The 17,690-nt window shown below is 66.6% G+C and carries 16 protein-coding genes; 12 read left to right on the plus strand and 4 right to left on the minus strand.

Going from position 1 to position 17,690, the window contains the following annotated elements; genetic code table 11:
* Positions 1-135: 135 nt before the first annotated feature.
* The 4 genes from C667_RS05085 to benA form a co-directional block, all read right to left on the minus strand.
* Complete coding sequence (locus C667_RS05085; RefSeq protein WP_004358000.1) at positions 136-912, minus strand: 1,6-dihydroxycyclohexa-2,4-diene-1-carboxylate dehydrogenase; 777 nt, start codon at positions 910-912, stop codon at positions 136-138.
* A gap of 27 nt (positions 913-939) precedes the next feature.
* Complete coding sequence (gene benC, locus C667_RS05090) at positions 940-1,950, minus strand: benzoate 1,2-dioxygenase electron transfer component BenC (protein ID WP_004358002.1); 1,011 nt, start codon at positions 1,948-1,950, stop codon at positions 940-942.
* Positions 1,951-2,016: 66 nt separating this feature from the next.
* Entirely contained in the window at positions 2,017-2,505 is a 489-nt protein-coding gene (gene benB / locus C667_RS05095) for a benzoate 1,2-dioxygenase small subunit (protein WP_004358004.1), read from the minus strand.
* A gap of 15 nt (positions 2,506-2,520) precedes the next feature.
* Positions 2,521-3,861: a benzoate 1,2-dioxygenase large subunit gene (gene benA, locus C667_RS05100; protein ID WP_004358006.1), complete on the minus strand. Its 1,341-nt coding sequence runs from the start codon at positions 3,859-3,861 to the stop codon at positions 2,521-2,523.
* Positions 3,862-4,134: 273 nt separating this feature from the next.
* On the opposite strand from benA, the gene C667_RS05105 reads away from it, so the two are divergent.
* The 12 genes from C667_RS05105 (at position 4,135) to C667_RS05160 (ending at position 17,647) form a co-directional block, all read left to right on the plus strand.
* Positions 4,135-7,677 (plus strand): indolepyruvate ferredoxin oxidoreductase family protein, encoded by a 3,543-nt coding sequence (locus tag C667_RS05105; protein WP_004358008.1) that lies wholly within the window; start codon positions 4,135-4,137, stop codon positions 7,675-7,677.
* A gap of 1 nt (position 7,678) precedes the next feature.
* Complete coding sequence (locus tag C667_RS05110) at positions 7,679-8,038, plus strand: 2Fe-2S iron-sulfur cluster-binding protein (RefSeq protein WP_004358009.1); 360 nt, start codon at positions 7,679-7,681, stop codon at positions 8,036-8,038.
* A 97-nt stretch (positions 8,039-8,135) separates the two neighbouring features.
* Positions 8,136-9,065 carry a catechol 2,3-dioxygenase gene (locus C667_RS05115; protein WP_004358011.1) on the plus strand — a complete coding sequence of 310 codons (930 nt, stop codon included), beginning with the start codon at positions 8,136-8,138 and terminating at the stop codon, positions 9,063-9,065.
* A gap of 143 nt (positions 9,066-9,208) precedes the next feature.
* Positions 9,209-10,669, plus strand: coding sequence for a 2-hydroxymuconic semialdehyde dehydrogenase (locus tag C667_RS05120; RefSeq protein ID WP_004358013.1), 1,461 nt, complete (start codon positions 9,209-9,211; stop codon positions 10,667-10,669).
* A gap of 14 nt (positions 10,670-10,683) precedes the next feature.
* Positions 10,684-11,466: a 2-oxopent-4-enoate hydratase gene (gene dmpE / locus C667_RS05125; protein WP_004358015.1), complete on the plus strand. Its 783-nt coding sequence runs from the start codon at positions 10,684-10,686 to the stop codon at positions 11,464-11,466.
* A 41-nt stretch (positions 11,467-11,507) separates the two neighbouring features.
* Positions 11,508-12,296, plus strand: a complete 789-nt coding sequence (gene dmpH / locus C667_RS05130; protein ID WP_004358016.1) for a 2-oxo-3-hexenedioate decarboxylase — start codon at positions 11,508-11,510, stop codon at positions 12,294-12,296.
* 159 nt (positions 12,297-12,455) lie between these two features.
* Entirely contained in the window at positions 12,456-13,628 is a 1,173-nt protein-coding gene (locus C667_RS05135; protein ID WP_039920810.1) for an ABC transporter substrate-binding protein, read from the plus strand.
* 107 nt (positions 13,629-13,735) lie between these two features.
* Positions 13,736-14,602 (plus strand): branched-chain amino acid ABC transporter permease, encoded by an 867-nt coding sequence (locus tag C667_RS05140; protein ID WP_004358020.1) that lies wholly within the window; start codon positions 13,736-13,738, stop codon positions 14,600-14,602.
* 4 nt (positions 14,603-14,606) lie between these two features.
* A complete protein-coding gene (locus tag C667_RS05145) occupies positions 14,607-15,572 on the plus strand; it encodes a branched-chain amino acid ABC transporter permease (protein ID WP_004358022.1) in 966 nt (321 codons plus the stop codon).
* Positions 15,569-16,345, plus strand: a complete 777-nt coding sequence (locus C667_RS05150) for an ABC transporter ATP-binding protein (protein WP_004358024.1) — start codon at positions 15,569-15,571, stop codon at positions 16,343-16,345. The genes C667_RS05145 and C667_RS05150 overlap by 4 nt, the downstream gene beginning before the upstream one ends.
* A complete protein-coding gene (locus C667_RS05155) occupies positions 16,338-17,051 on the plus strand; it encodes an ABC transporter ATP-binding protein (RefSeq protein ID WP_004358027.1) in 714 nt (237 codons plus the stop codon). The genes C667_RS05150 and C667_RS05155 overlap by 8 nt, the downstream gene beginning before the upstream one ends.
* A 20-nt stretch (positions 17,052-17,071) precedes the next feature.
* Entirely contained in the window at positions 17,072-17,647 is a 576-nt protein-coding gene (locus C667_RS05160; RefSeq protein ID WP_004358029.1) for a hemerythrin domain-containing protein, read from the plus strand.
* The last annotated feature ends 43 nt before the right edge of the window (positions 17,648-17,690 follow it).

The raw sequence follows: 17,690 nt of genomic DNA on the forward strand, positions 1-17,690 counted from the left end.
AGCCCTGTCTATGGTTCTATGTATAAATTTTTCTGATGCCGAGCAGTCGGGACGATCCGGGTGAACGAAAAAAAGCCGCGCTGCATCACTGCAGCGCGGCCGAGGCGTCCGAGGGGAGGGAGAGGACGCGGGAAATCAGCCCAGGTCGCCACCGCCGACCGGCACGATGGTGCCGGTGATGTAGGCGGAGTCGTCGGAGGCGAGGAACAGGATGGGGTCGGCCTGCTCGTCGAGCGTGCCGTAGCGCTTCATCAGGCTGCTGTCGATCGACTGGGTGTAGATCTGCTTGTACCAGAGTTTCTCCTGCTCGCTCTGCTCCTTGGTGTTGCGCGGGATCAGGCGCGGCGGGGCCTCCGTGGCGCCCGGCGCGGTGGCATTGACGCGGATGCCGCGCTCGGCGTTCTCGAACGCCAGGCAGGCGGTGAGCGCATTGACGCCGCCCTTGGCCGCGCCGTAGGGCACGCGGTTGACGCCGCGGGTGGCGATCGAGGACACGTTCACGATCGCGCCCTGGCCCTGCTCCTGCATGTAGGGCAGGGCGGCGCGGCAGCACCACAGCGTGGGGAAGAGCGAGCGCCGGACCTCGGACTCGATCTCGTCCTCGTCGTAGTGCTCGAAGGGCTTGGTCCAGATCGTGCCGCCGACGTTGTTGATCAGGATGTCGATGCGGCCGAACTTCTCCACCGCGGCCTCCATGACGCGCTTGCAGTCGGCGAACTTCTCCAGGTCGGCGGTGAGGCTGAGGACCTCGACCTTCCCGGACAGCTCCTTGGCCACCTCATGGACGAGCTCGGAGCGGTCAACCAGCACCAGGGTGCCCTTCTCCTTGGCCATCTTCTCGGCGACGCGCTTGCCGATGCCCTGCGCGGCGCCGGTGATGACGGCCACTTTCTTCTTGAAACGGTTTGCCATTGTCGCTCCTGACGGGGTGGGCCGCGCTCAGACGCTGGCGGCGAACTTCTCGTAGTGGAAGCTGTTCGGTTCGACCTTGCGCTCGCGCAGGTCGTGGGCGACAGCCTCGACCATGGGCGGGGGGCCGCACAGGTAGATGTCGACCTTGCCCTCGTTGAGGTGGGCGGGCTCGATGTGGGCGGTGACGTAGCCCTTCTTCGGCCAGCTGCTGTCGTCGGCGACCACGCACACGTCGTAGGTGAAGTTGGGCAGCGCCGCCTTGAAGGCGTCCAGGCGCTCGAGCTCGACCACGTCGGCGTCGGTGTTCACCCCGTAGATCAGGTGCACCGGGTGCGCGCTGCCGCCGGCGGCGACGAGCTTGTCGAGCATGGCGAGGAAGGGCGCGAGGCCGGTGCCGCCGGCGAGCATCAGCACCGGGCGGGCGACGTCGCGCAGGTAGAAGCTGCCGATCGGGCCGGCGAGCCTGATGGTGTCGCCGGCCTTCGCGGCGCCGGTGAGGTAGCCGCTCATCAGGCCGTTGGGCACGTTGCGGATGAGGAAGCTCACCTTGCTGTCGGCGGGCATCGAGCTGAACGAGTAGGCGCGCGTCTGCTCGGTGCCGGGCACGGTGAGGTTGGCGTACTGGCCGGGCAGGAAGGCGAGCTTGGCGATGCCTTCGCCCTGCAGCACCAGGGAGAGCGTGCTCGGCGAGAGCTGGCGCACCTCGGCCACGGTGGCGGTGAGGGTGGCGTGCTTGATCTTGCACACCTCGGACGAGGCGGGCACGTTCACCACGCAGTCGCTCTTGGGGTGCATCTGGCAGGTGAGGACGTAGCCGAGCTTGGCCTCTTCCTCGCTCATGGCGTCGTCGATGTAGAAGCCGAGCTCGTACTTGCCCGATTCGGCCTTGCACTTGCAGGCGCCGCAGGCGCCGTCGCGGCAGTCGATGGGGACGTTCACGCCCTGGCGATAGGCCGCGTCGGCCACCGTCTCGGTGGCGTTGCAGTCGATGAAGCGGGTGACGCCGTCCTCGAAGTTCAGCGCGATCTTGAATGTCATGGTTGTCTCTCCCGGTTGGGGCGGGGTCGCCCGCGCCGTTGCCGGCACGGTGCCCCGCCCTCGTTGTCAGACGTGGTAAACGTCGATGACGTGGCGGATGTAGTCGGTCTTCAGGACGACCTTCTTGTCCTTGATCAGCGGGCTCGCGCCGGACACGTCCAGGGTGTAGTAGCTGGTGCCGCAGAAGTGGTCGGTGTGGTGGTAGCGCACGCTCATGGTGTGCCAGTTGAAGCGCAGCTTGACCGTCTTGTCGTTCTGCTCGACCACCTCGATGTTGCTGATGTGGTGGTTCGTGCGGGTGTCGGGGATGGTCGCGCTCGAGCGCTCGGTACGGATACGGAATACGCGGTCTTCCAGGCCGGAACGGCGGCCGTACCAGATCAGCGAGATCTCGGACTGCGGATCTTCGGTCAGCTCGCCGTCGTCATCCCAGGCCGGCATCCAGAAGGTGCAGTTCTCGTCGTACATCGCCAGCCACTCGTCCCACTCGCGGTCGTCCAGGTGGCGAGCCTCACGATACAGGAAGGCGCACAGGTTCTCGTAGGAAATGCTCATCTCGTAAGTCTCCGATTATGCGTTCTTGGCTTCGGCTTCGGCGGCCTTGCGGATCTGCTCGAGCCAGTAGGTGTGCTGGGCGACGTAGAGGCCCTCGTCCTCGGTCTTGACGCCGGACAGGATGGGCTTGAGGCCGATCTTGTCGGCTTCCTCGTCCGGGCCTTCGACCCAGTGCGTGGCGCCGCGCGACATGTCGTTCCATTCCAGCGCACGACCCATGAAGCCTTCCTGGCAGGCGCGGAATTCCTCGAGGTCGTCCGGCGTGGCCATGCCCGAGGCGTTGAAGAAGTCCTCGTACTGGCGGATGCGGCGCGTGCGCGCCTCGGCCGACTCGCCCTTGGGCGCGATGCAATAGATCGTGACCTCGGTACGGTTCACGTCCAGCGGGCGGAGAACGCGGATCTGCGAGCTGAACTGGTCCATCAGGTACACGTTCGGGTACAGGCACAGGTTGCGCGAGTTGCCGATCATCCAGTCGGCCTTGGCTTCGCCGAACTCGGCCACCAGGCGGTCGCGCTGTTCCATCAGCGGACGGTCTTCGGGGTTGTCCCAGCGCGTCCACAGCAGCAGGTGGCCGTTCTCGAACGAGTACGAGCCGCCGCCCTTCTTGGCCCAGCCGCCGGCGCTCATGGCCTTGATGTCGTCGCCGGCGTCGCGGCTCTTGCGCTGCGCCTGGGTGGCGGCGTAGTTCCAGTGTACGGCGGTGACGTGGTAGCCGTCGGCGCCGTTCTCGGCCTGCAGCTTCCAGTTGCCTTCATAGACGTAGGTCGAGGAGCCGCGCAGCACTTCCAGGCCCTCGGGCGACTGGTCGACGACCATGTCGATGATCTTCTTCGATTCCCCCAGATAGTCCTCGAGCGACTGTACGTCCGGGTTCAGGCTGCCGAAGAGGAAGCCGCGGTAGGACTCGAAGCGCGCGATCTTCTTGAGGTCGTGCGAGCCCTCGCAGTTGAAGCCCTCGGGGTAGCCGGTCTCGGTGGGGTCCTTGATCTTCAGCAGCTTGCCCGAGTTGTTGAAGGTCCAGCCGTGGAAGGGGCAGGTATAGGTGGCCTTGTTGCCGTGCTTGAAGCGCGCCAGCGTGGCGCCGCGGTGAGCGCAGGCGTTGATGAAACAGTTGAGCTGGTTGTCCTTGTTGCGGGTGATGAACACCGGCTGACGACCGATCTTGGTCGTGTAGTAGTCGTTGATCTTCGGCAGCTGGCTCTCGTGGGCGAGATAGATCCAGTTGCCTTCGAAGATGTGCTTCATCTCGAGGTCGAACAGCTCGCGGCTGGTGAACATCTCACGCTTGCAGCGGAAAAGCCCTTTTTCCTTGTCCTTCTCGAGGAGTGAGTCCAGATATTCCGTAGTGATCATCGCCAGAGTCTCCTGTGTTGTCTGATGCGCGGAGTTCGCATCGTAGGGGGGGCAAATGGCGCGAAATATCCAGTTCTTGCAACATCAATATCCAGTCTCTGCAGGGCGGTCCCCGCTGCACAAAGCGGATAGCGGTTGTGCACGAAGTGGATATTGCCGTATGGCCGCTCCCCCTAATCTGCGCCCCAGATCGTTCCGCACTGCCGTCCGGCGCGCGTGGGGCGAGACGGACAAAACGCCTGGCGACGGGCTGATAAAAGGGGAAGGACACTCATGTCATCCGGCAAGCAAATCTCCAACACGTTCACCCAGGAAGAAGGAGACATCCACCTGGGCGGCATCGACGCGATCGTCCGCCTGACCCTCGACCAGGTGCGCACCGACGCCCGTCGCGGGCTCAAGACAGGCATGTTCGTCTCCGGCTACCGCGGCTCGCCCGTCGGCATGCTCGACGCCGCGCTGATCAAGCAGCAGAAGCTGCTGGTGCAGAACCACATCCACTTCGTCGACGGCATCAACGAGGACCTCGCCGCCACCGCGGTGTGGGGCACGCAGATGCTGCACACCGTCGGCAAGCAGAAGTTCGACGGCGTCACCGGCATGTGGTACGGCAAGGCGCCGGGCGTGGACCGCTCGGGCGACGCGCTCAAGCACGCCAACTACACCGGCATCGCCAAGAACGGCGGCGTGCTCGCGATCGCGGGCGACGACCCGAGCTGCAAGAGCTCCTCGCTGTGCTCGCAGTCAGAGCCGATGCTGTTCCACGTCGGCATCCCCTCGCTGTACCCGGGCAACGTCCAGGAGATCCTCGACTACGGCCTGCACGGCTACCAGATGTCGCGCCTGGGCGGGCTGTGGGTGGGCATGAAGATCGTCACCAACGTCGCCGACGGCACCGGCACCGCCAGCGTGTCGCCCGAGCGCCTGAACTTCGTCACCCCCGACCTCGAGTTCGACGGCAAGCTGTTCACGCCCAACATGAACCTGGGCATGAACGTGCGCGTCGAGGCGCTGGAGATGGAGCAGTCGCTGTACACCCGCCGCCTCGAGGTGGCCAAGCGCTACGCCCGCGCCAACAACCTCAACAACGTCGTCTTCCCCAACCCCGGCGCCTGGATCGGCATCATCACCGCGGGCAAGACCTACAACGACCTCAACCAGGCCTTCCTCGAGATGGGCCTGGACGACGCGGCGCTGCGCCGCTACGGCATCCGCATCCTCAAGATGGGCATGCTGTTCCCGATGGAGCCGACCATCGTGCGCGAGTTCGCGCAGGGTCTGGAAGAGATCTTCGTCATCGAGGAGAAGCGCCCCTTCCTGGAGATGTTCGCCAAGCAGGTGCTCTACGGCATGGCCAACGCGCCGCGCATCGTGGGCAAGTTCGACGAGGAAGAGAAGGAGCTGCTGCCGCACTACGGCGAGTTCGAGTCCGACATCATCGTGCGCGCGCTGCTCAAGCGCCTGTCGCGCAAGACCCGCATCGAATCGGCCGAGAACTGGCTCAAGCGCCTGGACGAGATCCACTCGCGCAACAAGCTGCCGACCGCGGTGCGCACCGCCTGGTTCTGCTCGGGCTGTCCGCACAACTCGTCCACCCAGGCCCTCGACGGCAGCATCGTGTCGGCCGGCATCGGCTGCCACACCATGGCGATGTGGATGGGCCGCAACGTGGTCATGGGCACCCACATGGGTGCCGAGGGCACGCAGTGGATCGGCATGGCGCCCTTTACCGAGGCGCAGCACATCTTCCAGAACATGGGCGACGGCACCTACGCCCACTCGGGCAGCCTGGCGATCCGCTACGCGGCCTCGACCGGGGTGAACATCACCTTCAAGCTGCTGCGCAACGCCCACACCTCGATGACCGGCGGACAGGCCATCCAGGGCGAGGTCCCGGTGACCAACATGGTCTCCGACCTGCTCGCCAACGGCGTCAAGAAGATCATCGTCACCACCGACGAGCCCGCGCGCTTCAACGGCGTGCAACTGCCCGGCGGCACCGAGGTCTGGCACCGCGACCGCATCGAGGAGGCGCAGCGCGTGCTCGCCGCCACCCCGGGCTGTACCGTGCTGCTGCACGACCAGGAGTGCGCCGCCGAGCTGCGCCGCGCGCGTAGCCGCGGCAAGGCCGACGAGCCGGTCGAGGTCACGGTCATCAACGAGCGCGTGTGCGAAGGCTGTGGCGACTGCGGCGAGAAGTCGAACTGCATGTCGGTCGAGCCGGTGCAGACCGAGTTCGGCCGCAAGACCCGCATCCACCAGTCCTCGTGCAACAAGGACTTCAGCTGCGTGAAGGGCTTCTGCCCGTCCTTCCTCACCATCACCCCGCACCCGGCCCCGGCCAGCGAGGGCGCGCCCAAGAAGAAGAAGGGCCGCATCCCCGCGCTCGAGCGCGAGCTGCCGGCGCCGGTCAACAAGGTCGATGACAGCCTGGGCTTCGGCATCCACGTCATGGGCATCGGCGGTACCGGCTCGGTGACCGTGGTGGCGACGCTGGCGCGTGCCGCCCGCCTCGAAGGCAAGCACGTGATCGGCCTCGACCAGACCGGCCTGGCGCAGAAGGGCGGCGCGGTGATCTCCGACATCAAGATCACCCACGCCCCGTTCAAGGGTTCGAACAAGATCTCGGACGGCCGCGCCGACCTGTATCTGGGCTTCGACATCCTCAACGCCACCGACCCGAAGAACCTCGACAAGTGCAACCCGGAGCGCACCATCGCGGTCGTGTCCACCACCCAGACCCCGACCGGTCAGATGGTGACCAACCGCAAGGCGCTGTTCCCGGCCACCAGTGGTCTCACCGGCGGCATCGACCGCGTCACCCGCAAGGAGCACAACGTGTTCCTCGACGGCGAGGCGCTGGCCGCGGGCCTGTTCGGCGATGCCATGGCGACCAACAACTTCATGGTCGGCGTGGCCTTCCAGGCCGGCACCATCCCGCTCGCGGCCGAGTCGATCGAGGAAGCCATCCGCCTGTCCGGCGTGGCGGTGGACATGAGCCTGGCGGCCTTCCGCTGGGGCCGCATGGCGGTGGTCGATCGTGCGTTCGTCGAAGCCGAGGTGGCGCGCCAGAAGCCGGGCGGCAAGGTGGTGGTGCTCAACAAGGCGCCGCAGCTGTCGCCGGCCGCGCGTGCGATCGTCGATTCGATCGGCGCCAGCGGCGAGGTCAAGCGCCTGGTCGAGGTCCGCGTGCCCGAGCTCATCGCCTTCCAGGACGAGGCCTACGCCAAGCGTTACGCCGAGGTCGTCAAGCGCGTGGTCGCGGGCGAGCAGAAGGCGGCGTCGTCGTCCAGGCTCGCCGAGGCGGCAGCCCGCTACCTGTACAAGCTGATGGCCTACAAGGACGAGTTCGAGGTCGCCCGCCTGCACACCGACCCGGCCTTCCTCGCCGAGCTCGACGCGCAGTTCCCGAATGGCTACTCGGTCAAGTACAACCTCGCGCCCCCGCTGCTGTCCAAGCCGGATCCGGTCACCGGTCATCCGCAGAAGAAGCAGTTCGGCGAGTGGATGTTCAAGGCCTTCAAGCGCCTGGCCGGCCTGAAGCGGTTCCGCGGCAGCTCGCTCGATGTGTTTGGCAAGACCGAGGAGCGTCGGACCGAGCGTCAGCTGATCGAGGAGTACATCCAGCTGCTCGACCAGATCCTCGCCAGGCTCAGCCCGGTGAATCACGCCGCGGCGGTTGCGCTGGCGAGCGTGCCCGACGAGATCCGCGGCTTCGGCCACGTCAAGGAGAAGAACCTCGCCGCGGCCCGCGAGCTGCAGGCGGCGCGCCTGAAGGCCTTCAACGAGGCGCAGCAGGAACGGCAGGTGGCCTGACATGAACCTCCCGGCGCCCAAGGTCTTTCACCAGGTCACCCTCGTCGAGACCGGTGAGGTGTATCGCTGCCGCGAGGACGAGACCCTGCTCGCAGGCATGGAGCGGCTCGGCAAGCGCGGCATCCCGGTGGGGTGCCGCGGCGGTGGCTGCGGCGTGTGCAAGGTGCAGGTCGAGGCCGGCGAGTACAGCAAGCGCGTGATGAGCCGGGCCTACGTCAGCGCCGAGGAGGAGGCCGCCGGCATCGTCCTCGCCTGCCGGGTGAAGCCGCTGTCGGACATCCGCCTGGCGGTGCTCGGCAAGATGAAGAAGAACGTGTGCGCGACGCCGCCAGCGGCGGACGCGGGCGCAAGTCAGCCGTAGAAACAGGCGGGCGCGACCCGCCGCATGAGAACCCGGGGAGCGCGGGTCGCAGAACGCGCCCGCAACCCCGTCCGTGACCCCTGAGAGGAGATGCAAGATGGCAACTACCGGAGTGATGCGTCCTGGCCACATCCAGCTGCGCGTGCTGGACCTGGACGAAAGCACGACTTTCTACAAGGACGTGCTCGGCCTCGTCGAGACCGGCCGCGATGCCGCCGGCCGCGTGTATTTCAAGGCCTGGGACGAGCGCGACCACAACAGCGTGGTGCTGCGCCAGGCCGACCGCGCCGGCGTGGACCTGATCGGCTTCAAGGTCAAGGACAAGGCCACGCTCGAGCAGCTCGACAAGGACCTGCAGGCCTACGGCGTCGCCACCGAGCGCGTCCCCGCCGGCGAGCTGCTCGAGACCGGCGAGCGCGTGCGCTTCACCATCCCGACCGGCCACGTCCTCGAGCTCTATGCCGACAAGACCGACGTCGGCAACGGCCAGCCCTACACCAACCCGGACCCGTGGATCCCGGCGGCCGAGCACGGCATCGGCCCGCACCGCTTCGACCACTGCCTGCTCTACGGCCCGAACCTCGAGCAGACCCTCGAGCTCTTCACCCAGGTGCTCGGCTTCCACCTCGTCGAGCGCGTGCTGATGGAAGACGGCAAGTCGCTGCTGGCGATGTTCATCTCCTGCTCGCACAAGGCGCACGACCTGGCCTTCGTCTGCCATCCGGAGCCGGGCAAGCTGCACCACGTGTCCTTCCTGCTCGGCAGCTGGGAGCAGGTGCTGCGCGCGGCCGACATCATGTCGATGAACCGCGTCTCGATCGACATCGGCCCCACCCGCCACGGCATCACCCGCGGCACCACGATCTACGCCTTCGACCCCTCGGGCAACCGCTTCGAGACCTTCTCCGGCGGCTACGAGAGCTATCCCGACCACCAGCCGATCACCTGGACCTTCGACGAAGTCGGCCCGGCGATCTTCTACCACGACCGCAAGCTCAACGAGCGCTTCCTGAGCGTGGTGACCTGATCCGGTTCGCGGCCCGGCGCATCGCGCCGGGCCTGCGCCCGCACCCACCCCCGACCCCATCCCCGACGCCGCCCGCCCGACGAGGCCACGACGACAAGCGGCACTACAATCCAGATACGTTCGAAAACGCAACGGGAGAAATCATGATCGCTGACAAGATCCTCAACTTCATCGACGGCGCATACGTCGCCACCGACAAGTGGTACGAAAACCGCAACCCGATCAACAACAAGGTGATCGGCATGGTCGCCGAAGCCGGCGAGAAGGAAGTCGACGCCGCCGTCAAGGCCGCCAAGGCCGCGCTGAAGGGCCCCTGGGGTTCGATGTCGCTGCAAAAGCGCATCGAGCTGCTCGAGGCGCTGGTGGTCGAGATCAACAACCGCTTCGACGACTTCCTCGAGGCCGAGTGCGCCGACACCGGCAAGCCCAAGAGCATGGCCTCGCACGTGGACATCCCGCGCGGTGCGGCCAACTTCAAGGTCTTCGCGGACATGGTCAAGAACGTCCCGACCGAGTTCTTCGAGATGACCACGCCCGACGGCGGCAAGGCGATCAACTACGGCTATCGTCGCCCGGTCGGCGTGGTCGGCGTGATCTGCCCGTGGAACCTGCCCCTGCTGCTGATGACCTGGAAGGTCGGCCCGGCGCTGGCCTGCGGCAACACCGTGGTCGTCAAGCCCTCGGAAGACACCCCGCGCACCGCCGCGCTGCTCGGCGAGGTGATGAACAAGGTCGGCATCCCCAAGGGTGTCTACAACGTGGTCAACGGCTTCGGCGCCAACTCCGCCGGCGCCTTCCTGACCGCCCACCCGGACGTCGACGCGCTCACCTTCACCGGCGAGACCCGCACCGGCGAGGTCATCATGAAGTCGGCGGCCAACGGCTCGCGCCCGGTGTCGCTGGAGATGGGCGGCAAGAACGCCGCGATCGTGTTCGCCGACTGCGACTTCGACAAGGCCATCGAAGGCACCCTGCGCTCCGTGTTCCTGAACTGCGGCCAGGTCTGCCTGGGTACCGAGCGCGTGTATGTCGAGCGCCCGATCTTCGACAAGTTCGTCGCCGCCCTGAAGGCCGGCGCCGAAGGCATGAAGATCGGCGTGCCGGATGATCCGGCCGCCAACTTCGGCCCGCTGGTCAGCAAGAAGCACCAGGAGAAGGTGCTGTCCTACTACAAGGTCGCCGTGGAAGAGGGCGCGACCCTGGTCACCGGCGGTGGCGTGCCCGACATGCCGGGCGAGCTCGCCGATGGCTGCTGGGTCCAGCCGACCATCTGGACCGGCCTGCCGGAGACCGCCCGCGTGATCAAGGAAGAGATCTTCGGGCCGTGCTGCCACATCGCCCCCTTCGACGCCGAGGACGAAGTGCTGGAGAAGGCCAACGACAACAAGTACGGCCTGGCCTGCGCGATCTGGACGCAGGACGTCTCGCGCGCGCACCGCGTCGCGCAGAAGATGGAAGTGGGCATTTCCTGGGTGAACAGCTGGTTCCTGCGCGACCTGCGCACCCCCTTCGGCGGCTCCAAGCAGTCGGGCATCGGCCGTGAAGGCGGCGTGCACTCGCTCGAGTTCTACACCGACCTGAAGAACGTCTGCATCAAGCTGTAATAGGAAGATCGTACATGGACCAGAAAACCATCGAAGCCCTGGGCGATTCGCTCTACGACGCGCTCGTCGCGCGCACGCCGATCGCGCCGCTGAGCGCCGCGCATCCCGACATGACGATCGAGGACGCCTACCACGTGCAGCAGCGCATGATCGCGCGCCGCCTCGAGAAGGGCGACCGCGTGATCGGCAAGAAGATCGGCGTCACCAGCAAGGCGGTCATGAACATGCTGGGCGTGCACCAGCCCGACTTCGGCTACCTCCTCGACAGCATGGTCTTCAACGAGGGCGAGTCGGTCGACATGGACACGCTCATCCAGCCCAAGGCCGAGGGCGAGATCGCCTTCCTGCTCAAGAAGGACCTGCAGGGCCCGGGCGTGACCGCGGCCGACGTGCTCGCCGCCACCGAAGGCGTCATGGCCTGCTTCGAGATCGTCGATTCGCGCATCCAGGACTGGAAGATCAAGATCCAGGACACCGTGGCCGACAACGCCTCCTGCGGCGTGTTCGTGCTCGGCGACCAGCTGGTCGACATTGCCGACCTCGACCTCGCGCTCGCCGGCATGGTGCTGGAGAAGAACGGCGAGATCGTCGTCACCGGCGCCGGCGCGGCCACCATGGCCCACCCGGTCAACGCCATGGTGTGGCTGACCAACATGCTCGGCTCGCTCGGCATCGCCCTCAAGGCCGGCGACATCGTGCTCTCCGGCGCCATGGGCGCCATGGTCCCGGTGGTGCGCGGCGACAACCTGCGCATGACGATCGGCGGCATCGGCGGCTGCTCGGTGCGCTTCGTCTGACGCGCCCCATCCCCGCCCCCCAATCCAACAGGAAACTTCCAATGAAGCTGAATCAGCAAACCATCGAACAACTCGCCGAACACCTCGAGAACGCCGAATTGCAGGCCTTCGAAGTGGTGAAGATCACCGAGGCGCATCCCGACATGGACTGGGACGACGCCTACGCGATCCAGGCGGAGATCCTGCGCCGCAAGCTGGCGCGCGGCAACCGCGTGGTCGGCCTCAAGGCCGGCCTGACCTCGCGCGGCAAGATGAAGCAGATGGGCGTCGAAACCCCGGTGTTCGGCTGGCTCGTCGATTACTTCAGCGTGCCGGACGGCGGCGAGATCAAGACCAGCGAGCTGATCCACCCGAAGGTCGAGCCCGAGATCGTGTTCGTGACCAAGCGCGCGCTCAAGGGTCCCGGCTGCCACATCGGCGCGGTGCTCGCAGCCACCGACTTCGTCATGCCCGGCATCGAGATCATCGACTCGCGCTACAAGGACTTCAAGTTCGACCTCAAGAGCGTGATCGCCGACAACTGCTCGTCGACCCGCTTCGTGCTCGGCGGCCAGGCCGCGCCGGTGGCCGGCCTGGACCTGCGCACCCTGGGCGTGGTGCTCGAGAAGAACGGCGAGCCGGTGGCGGTCGGTGCCGGCGCGGCGGTGCTCGGCCACCCGGCGGCGGCGATCGCGGCCCTGGCCAACCACCTCGGCGCGCGCGGCGAGGAGATCCCGGCCGGCACCATGATCCTGTCGGGCGGCGTCACCGAGGCGGTGGCGGTGCAGGCCGGCGACAGCGTGAACCTGCGCATCCAGTCGCTCGGCAGCGTCAGCACCCGTTTCATCTGAGGCTCCGGGCTTCGTCCCTTTTGCGGTCGCCCCCGGGCGGCCGCATTTCATGTCCCGCCGAGGCGCGTCGCACGCCACCGGCGGGCACTCTGTGAGCAGCAAGACGATGCGTCGTCCAGAAGACGCACGAACCCAATCCACCTTCAAGGAAGAGACATGATGAAGAGCACGTTCAAACTCGCCGGCAACCTCGCCCTGACCCTCGCGCTGGCCGCCGCCGGCATCGGCGCCGCCAACGCGGCCGACAAGGTCAAGGTCGGCCTGATGCTGCCCTACACCGGCACCTACGCGGCGCTCGGCACTGCGATCACCAACGGCTTCAAGCAGTTCGTCGATGAGAACGGCGGCAAGCTGGGCGGCCGCGAGGTCGAATACTTCACCGTCGACGACGAATCCAACCCGGCCAAGGCCACCGAGAACGCCAAGAAGCTGGTGTCGCGCGACAAGGTCGACGTGCTGGTCGGCACCGTGCACTCCGGGGTCGCGCTCGCCATGGCCAAGGTGGCCCGCGACACCAAGACCCTGATGATCGTCCCCAACGCCGGCGCCAACGATCTCACCGGCCCGCTGTGCTCGCCCTACGTGTTCCGCTCGTCCTTCTCGGCCTGGCAGCCTTCCTACGCGATGGGTGAGGCGCTGGCGAAGAAGGGCATCAAGAACGTCGCCACGGTGACCTGGAAGTACTCCTTCGGCGAAGAGTCGGTCGCCGGCTTCAAGGAGGCCTTCGAGAAGGGCGGCGGCAAGCTCGTCAAGGAAATGACGCTGCCCTTCCCCAACGTCGAGTTCCAGCCCTTCCTCACCGAGATCGCCTCGGCCAAGCCCGACGCGGTGTTCGTGTTCTTCGCCGGCGCCGGCGCGGCCAAGTTCGTCGCCGACTATGCCGCGGCGGGCCTCAAGAACAGCATCCCGCTGTACGGCCCGGGCTTCCTCACCGACGGCAACCTCGGCGCCATGGGCGGCGCGGGCGAGGGCCTGCTCACCACGCTGCACTACGCCGACGGCCTCACCAACGCCAAGGACGCGGCCTTCCGCACCAAGTACGCGCAGACCTACAAGCTGCAGCCCGACGTGTACGCGGTGCAGGGCTACGACGCCGCGCAGATGTACGAGGCCGGCCTGAAGGCCGCCGGCGGTGATCCGGAGAAGAAGGAAGACGTCATCAAGGGCATGGAGTCCGCGAAGATCGACAGCCCGCGCGGCGCCTTCACCCTGTCGAAGGCGCACAACCCGGTGCAGGACATCTACATGCGCCAGGTCAAGGGCGACCAGAACGTGATGCTCGAGGTCGTCTCCAAGAGCCTCGAGGATCCTGCCCGCGGCTGCAAGATGTAAGCCCCCGGCCTCTTAGGGGCGGCCCGGCGGGCCGCCCCCCAAGTCCCGTTTCTTCTTGAACCCTGATCGATCCTGACAGGCGCATGCCTGCCGGGAGGGGGAGTGTCATGGATTTCGCAAGCTTTCTGATCCAGACGCTGAACTCGCTGCAGTACGGATTGCTGCTTTTCCTGGTGGCAAGCGGACTGACGCTGGTGTTCGGCATCATGGGCATCATCAACCTGGCGCACGGTAGTTTCTACATGATCGGCGCCTACCTCGCCTTCGTGCTCACCAGCGCGACCGGCAGCCTGGTACTGGCGGTGGTGCTCGGCATCCCGCTGGCGCTGGCCTTCGGCGCCTTCCTGGAGTGGGCGCTGTTCTCCCACCTCTACAAGCGCGACCACCTCGAGCAGGTGCTGCTGACCTACGGCCTCATCCTCATCTTCGAGCAGCTGCGCAGCCTGCTCGTGGGCGACGATGTGCACGGGGTGGCGATCCCCGCCTTCCTCGACGCCTCGATCCAGCTCACCGAGGTCATGAGCTACCCGGTGTACCGGCTGGCCATCTCGGTGGTGTGCATCGTGCTCGCGGTCGCGCTCTATTACGTGATCCAGCGTACCCGCCTGGGCATGATGATCCGCGCCGGCAACGACGACCGCGGCATGGTCGAGGCGCTCGGGATCAACATCAACATGATCTACCGCGTCGTGTTCGCGCTCGGTGTCGCGCTCGCCGCGCTCGCCGGCATGCTGGCCGCGCCGATCTCGTCGGTGTTCCCGAACATGGGCAGCCACGTGCTGATCATCTCCTTCGTGATCGTGGTCATCGGCGGCATCGGCTCGGTGTGGGGCGCGCTCGTCGCCGCGCTGATCGTCGGCTTCGCGGACACCTTCGGCAAGGTGCTGGTCCCCGAGCTCTCCGGCATCGTGGTGTATGTGGTCATGGCGGTGGTCCTGCTGTGGCGCCCCGAAGGCATCCTGAAGAAGGGCTGAGACCATGAACGCAAACGCATCCCTGATTCCCAAGCTGGTCGCGCTCGCGATCGTGGCCTGCGTGCCGCTGTCGGGCGAGTCCTTCTACATCGAGATCGTCGGCAAGGTGCTGGTGATGGCGATCTTCGCCATGAGCCTGGACCTGCTGGTGGGCTTCACCGGCCTGGTCAGCTTCGGCCACGCGGCCTACTTCGGCATCGCCGCCTACGCGGTGGCGATCCTGAGCCCCGAGTACGAGGCGGCCAGCCTGTGGTACGTGCTGCCCGCCTCGGTCGGCCTGTCCGCGCTCGCCGCCTTCGTGATCGGGCTCTTCGTGCTGCGCACCAAGGGCATCTATTTCATCATGGTGACGCTGGCCTTCGCCCAGATGGCCTACTTCATCTTCCACGACACCCCGCTCGGCGGCGGCTCGGACGGCAAGTACCTCAACAACAAGCCCTCGGCCTCCATCTTCGGCTGGGAGCCGTTCGACCTCACCAACGAAGTGCACATGTTCTACTTCATCCTCGCGGTGCTGGTGCTGGTGTACCTGTTCCTCGCCCGCGTGCTGCAGTCGCCCTTCGGCCGCGTGCTGGTGGGCATCAAGAGCAACGAGCACCGCATGCAGTCGCTCGGCTACCTCACCTTCCGCTACAAGCTCGGCGCCTTCACGCTGGCCGGCGCGCTCGGCGGTCTGGCGGGCTTCCTCTACGCCGTGCTGTTCGGCTTCGTGACCCCGGAGCTGCTGTCCTGGCACGAGTCCGGCAACGTGCTGCTGATGGTGATCCTGGGCGGCATGGGCAACCTCGCCGGCGCGATCGCCGGGGCCTTCGCCTTCGAGGCGATGCGCGAGATCTTCGCCGACATCACCAAGTACTGGCAGCTGCTGATGGGCGGCGTGATCGTGGCGGTCGTGCTGTTCCTGCCGGGCGGGCTGGCCGGTGTTCCGGGTCGCATCAAGCGTGCCCTGCAGGGGGGAGAAGCCAAATGAGCACGACGACGAAGAACGAAGTCCTGCTGCAGGCCGACAGGCTGACCCGTCGCTTCGGCGGCCTGGTGGCGAACCAGGACATCAGTGTGACGCTCGAGCGGCAGATGATCCACGTGCTGCTCGGCCCCAACGGCGCGGGCAAGTCGACCTGCATCAACATGCTGTCGGGCGACCTGCCGCCCTCCGAGGGCAGGATCCACTACCTCGGCAAGGACATCACCGCGCTCACTGCGGCGCAGCGCTCGCAGGTGGGCATCGGGCGCAGCTACCAGCGCACCAACATCTTCCCGCAGTTCACCGTGCTGGAGAATGTGCGCCTGGCCGCGCAGTCGCGCCGCCAGCAGCCGTGGAGCCTGTTCACCAAGGCCATGGAGCAGAAGTGGGCGCTCGACAAGGCGCGCGCCTGCATCGAGGAGGCCGGACTGGGCAAGCGCGTCGACTGGGTGTCGGGCGTGCTCAGCCACGGCGAGCAGCGCCAGCTCGAGATCGCCATGGTGCTCTCCACCGATGCGCAGGTGCTGCTGCTCGACGAGCCGCTCGCCGGCATGGGTTCGGAAGAGTCGGCGAGCATGGTCGAGGTGCTCAAGCGCCTGCGCCAGACGCGCGGCATCCTGCTTGTGGAGCACGACATGGACGCGGTGTTCGCGGTCGCCGACATGATCACGGTGATGGTCAACGGCCAGTTGCTGGAGTGCGGCCCGCCCGCGCAGATCAAGGCCAGCGTGGCCGTCCAGCAGGCCTATCTGGGTACGGAGGACAGCTTCCATGTCTAACATGCTGCTCGAAGCCAAGGAAGTTCATACCTACTACGGCGCGAGCCACATCCTGCACGGCATCGACTTCAACATCCGCGAAGGCGAGGGCATCGCCCTCATGGGCCGCAACGGCATGGGCAAGTCCACGCTGATCAAGAGCATGCTCGGCATCGTGCGCCCCCGGCATGGGCGTGTGCTGGTGCGGGGCGACGACTACACCAAGGCGCGCACCTACCAGACGGCACAGCAGGGCATCGCCTACGTGCCGGAAGGGCGCGGCATCTTCAAGAGCCTGACCGTGCGCGAGAACCTGCTGATGTCGGCGCGCGCCGGCGTCGACGGTCGCCGCGAGTGGACCTTCGACCGCGTGATGGAGACCTTCCCGCGCCTGGGCGAACGCATCAACAACGGCGGCTGGCAGCTCTCGGGCGGCGAGCAGCAGATGCTCACCATCGGCCGCGCGCTGATGACCAACCCCGACCTGCTGATCCTGGACGAGGCCACCGAGGGCCTCGCCCCGCTGATCGCCATGGAGATCTGGCGCATCGTCAAGGAGATCCGCAGGACCGGCATCGCCACCGTGATCGTGGACAAGAACCACGGCGCGGTCACCAGCATCTGCGACCGCGCGATGATCCTGGTGAAGGGGCAGGTCGTGTTCGACGGCACCAGCGACGAGATCCGCGCCCAGCCCGAGCTGATCCAGAAGCACCTCGGCGTCTGAGTCCAAGGAGGAAACCAAGCATGAGCAACAAGTCACTGGACATCATCCACGACGAACATCGCGCCCTCGCGGCGATGCTGAGCGGGCTGCGCGGGCTCGTGGCCTCGATCGAGGCCGGCCGCCTGAAGCCCGACTTCGAGCTGATGGCGTCGATGATCGAGTACATCGAGATGGTCCCCGAGAAGGTGCACCACCCCAAGGAGGACACCTATCTCTTCGCCCGCCTGCGCGAGCGCAGCGCGGAGGCGCTGCCGGTCATCGAGCGCCTGGAGGCCGAGCACCGCGAGGGCGATGCGCGCATCGCCACCTTGCGCGGCGCGCTCGAGGCCTACCGGCGCGAGGGCGAGGCCGGCCTGGCCGGCTTCCAGGCCGCGCTCAAGACCTACATCGAGCACGAGTGGCAGCACATGAACACCGAGGAGCACCTGATCTTCCCGCTCGCCAGGAAGCACCTGAGCGCAGAGGACTGGGCGCAGATCGACGCCGCCTTCCTCGCCAACGACAACCCCTGGCAGGGACCGGCGGGCAAGTACGCGGCGCTATTCACCCGCATCGTCAACACCGCCCCGGCGCCGGTCGGGCTGGGCGGCGGCTGAGCGCGGGCTCCGGCGGAGCCGGCCGCAGGCGTCGCGCGCGAGC

The organism is Thauera phenylacetica B4P (genome assembly GCF_000310225.1).
In the GTDB taxonomy this organism is placed as follows: domain Bacteria; phylum Pseudomonadota; class Gammaproteobacteria; order Burkholderiales; family Rhodocyclaceae; genus Thauera; species Thauera phenylacetica.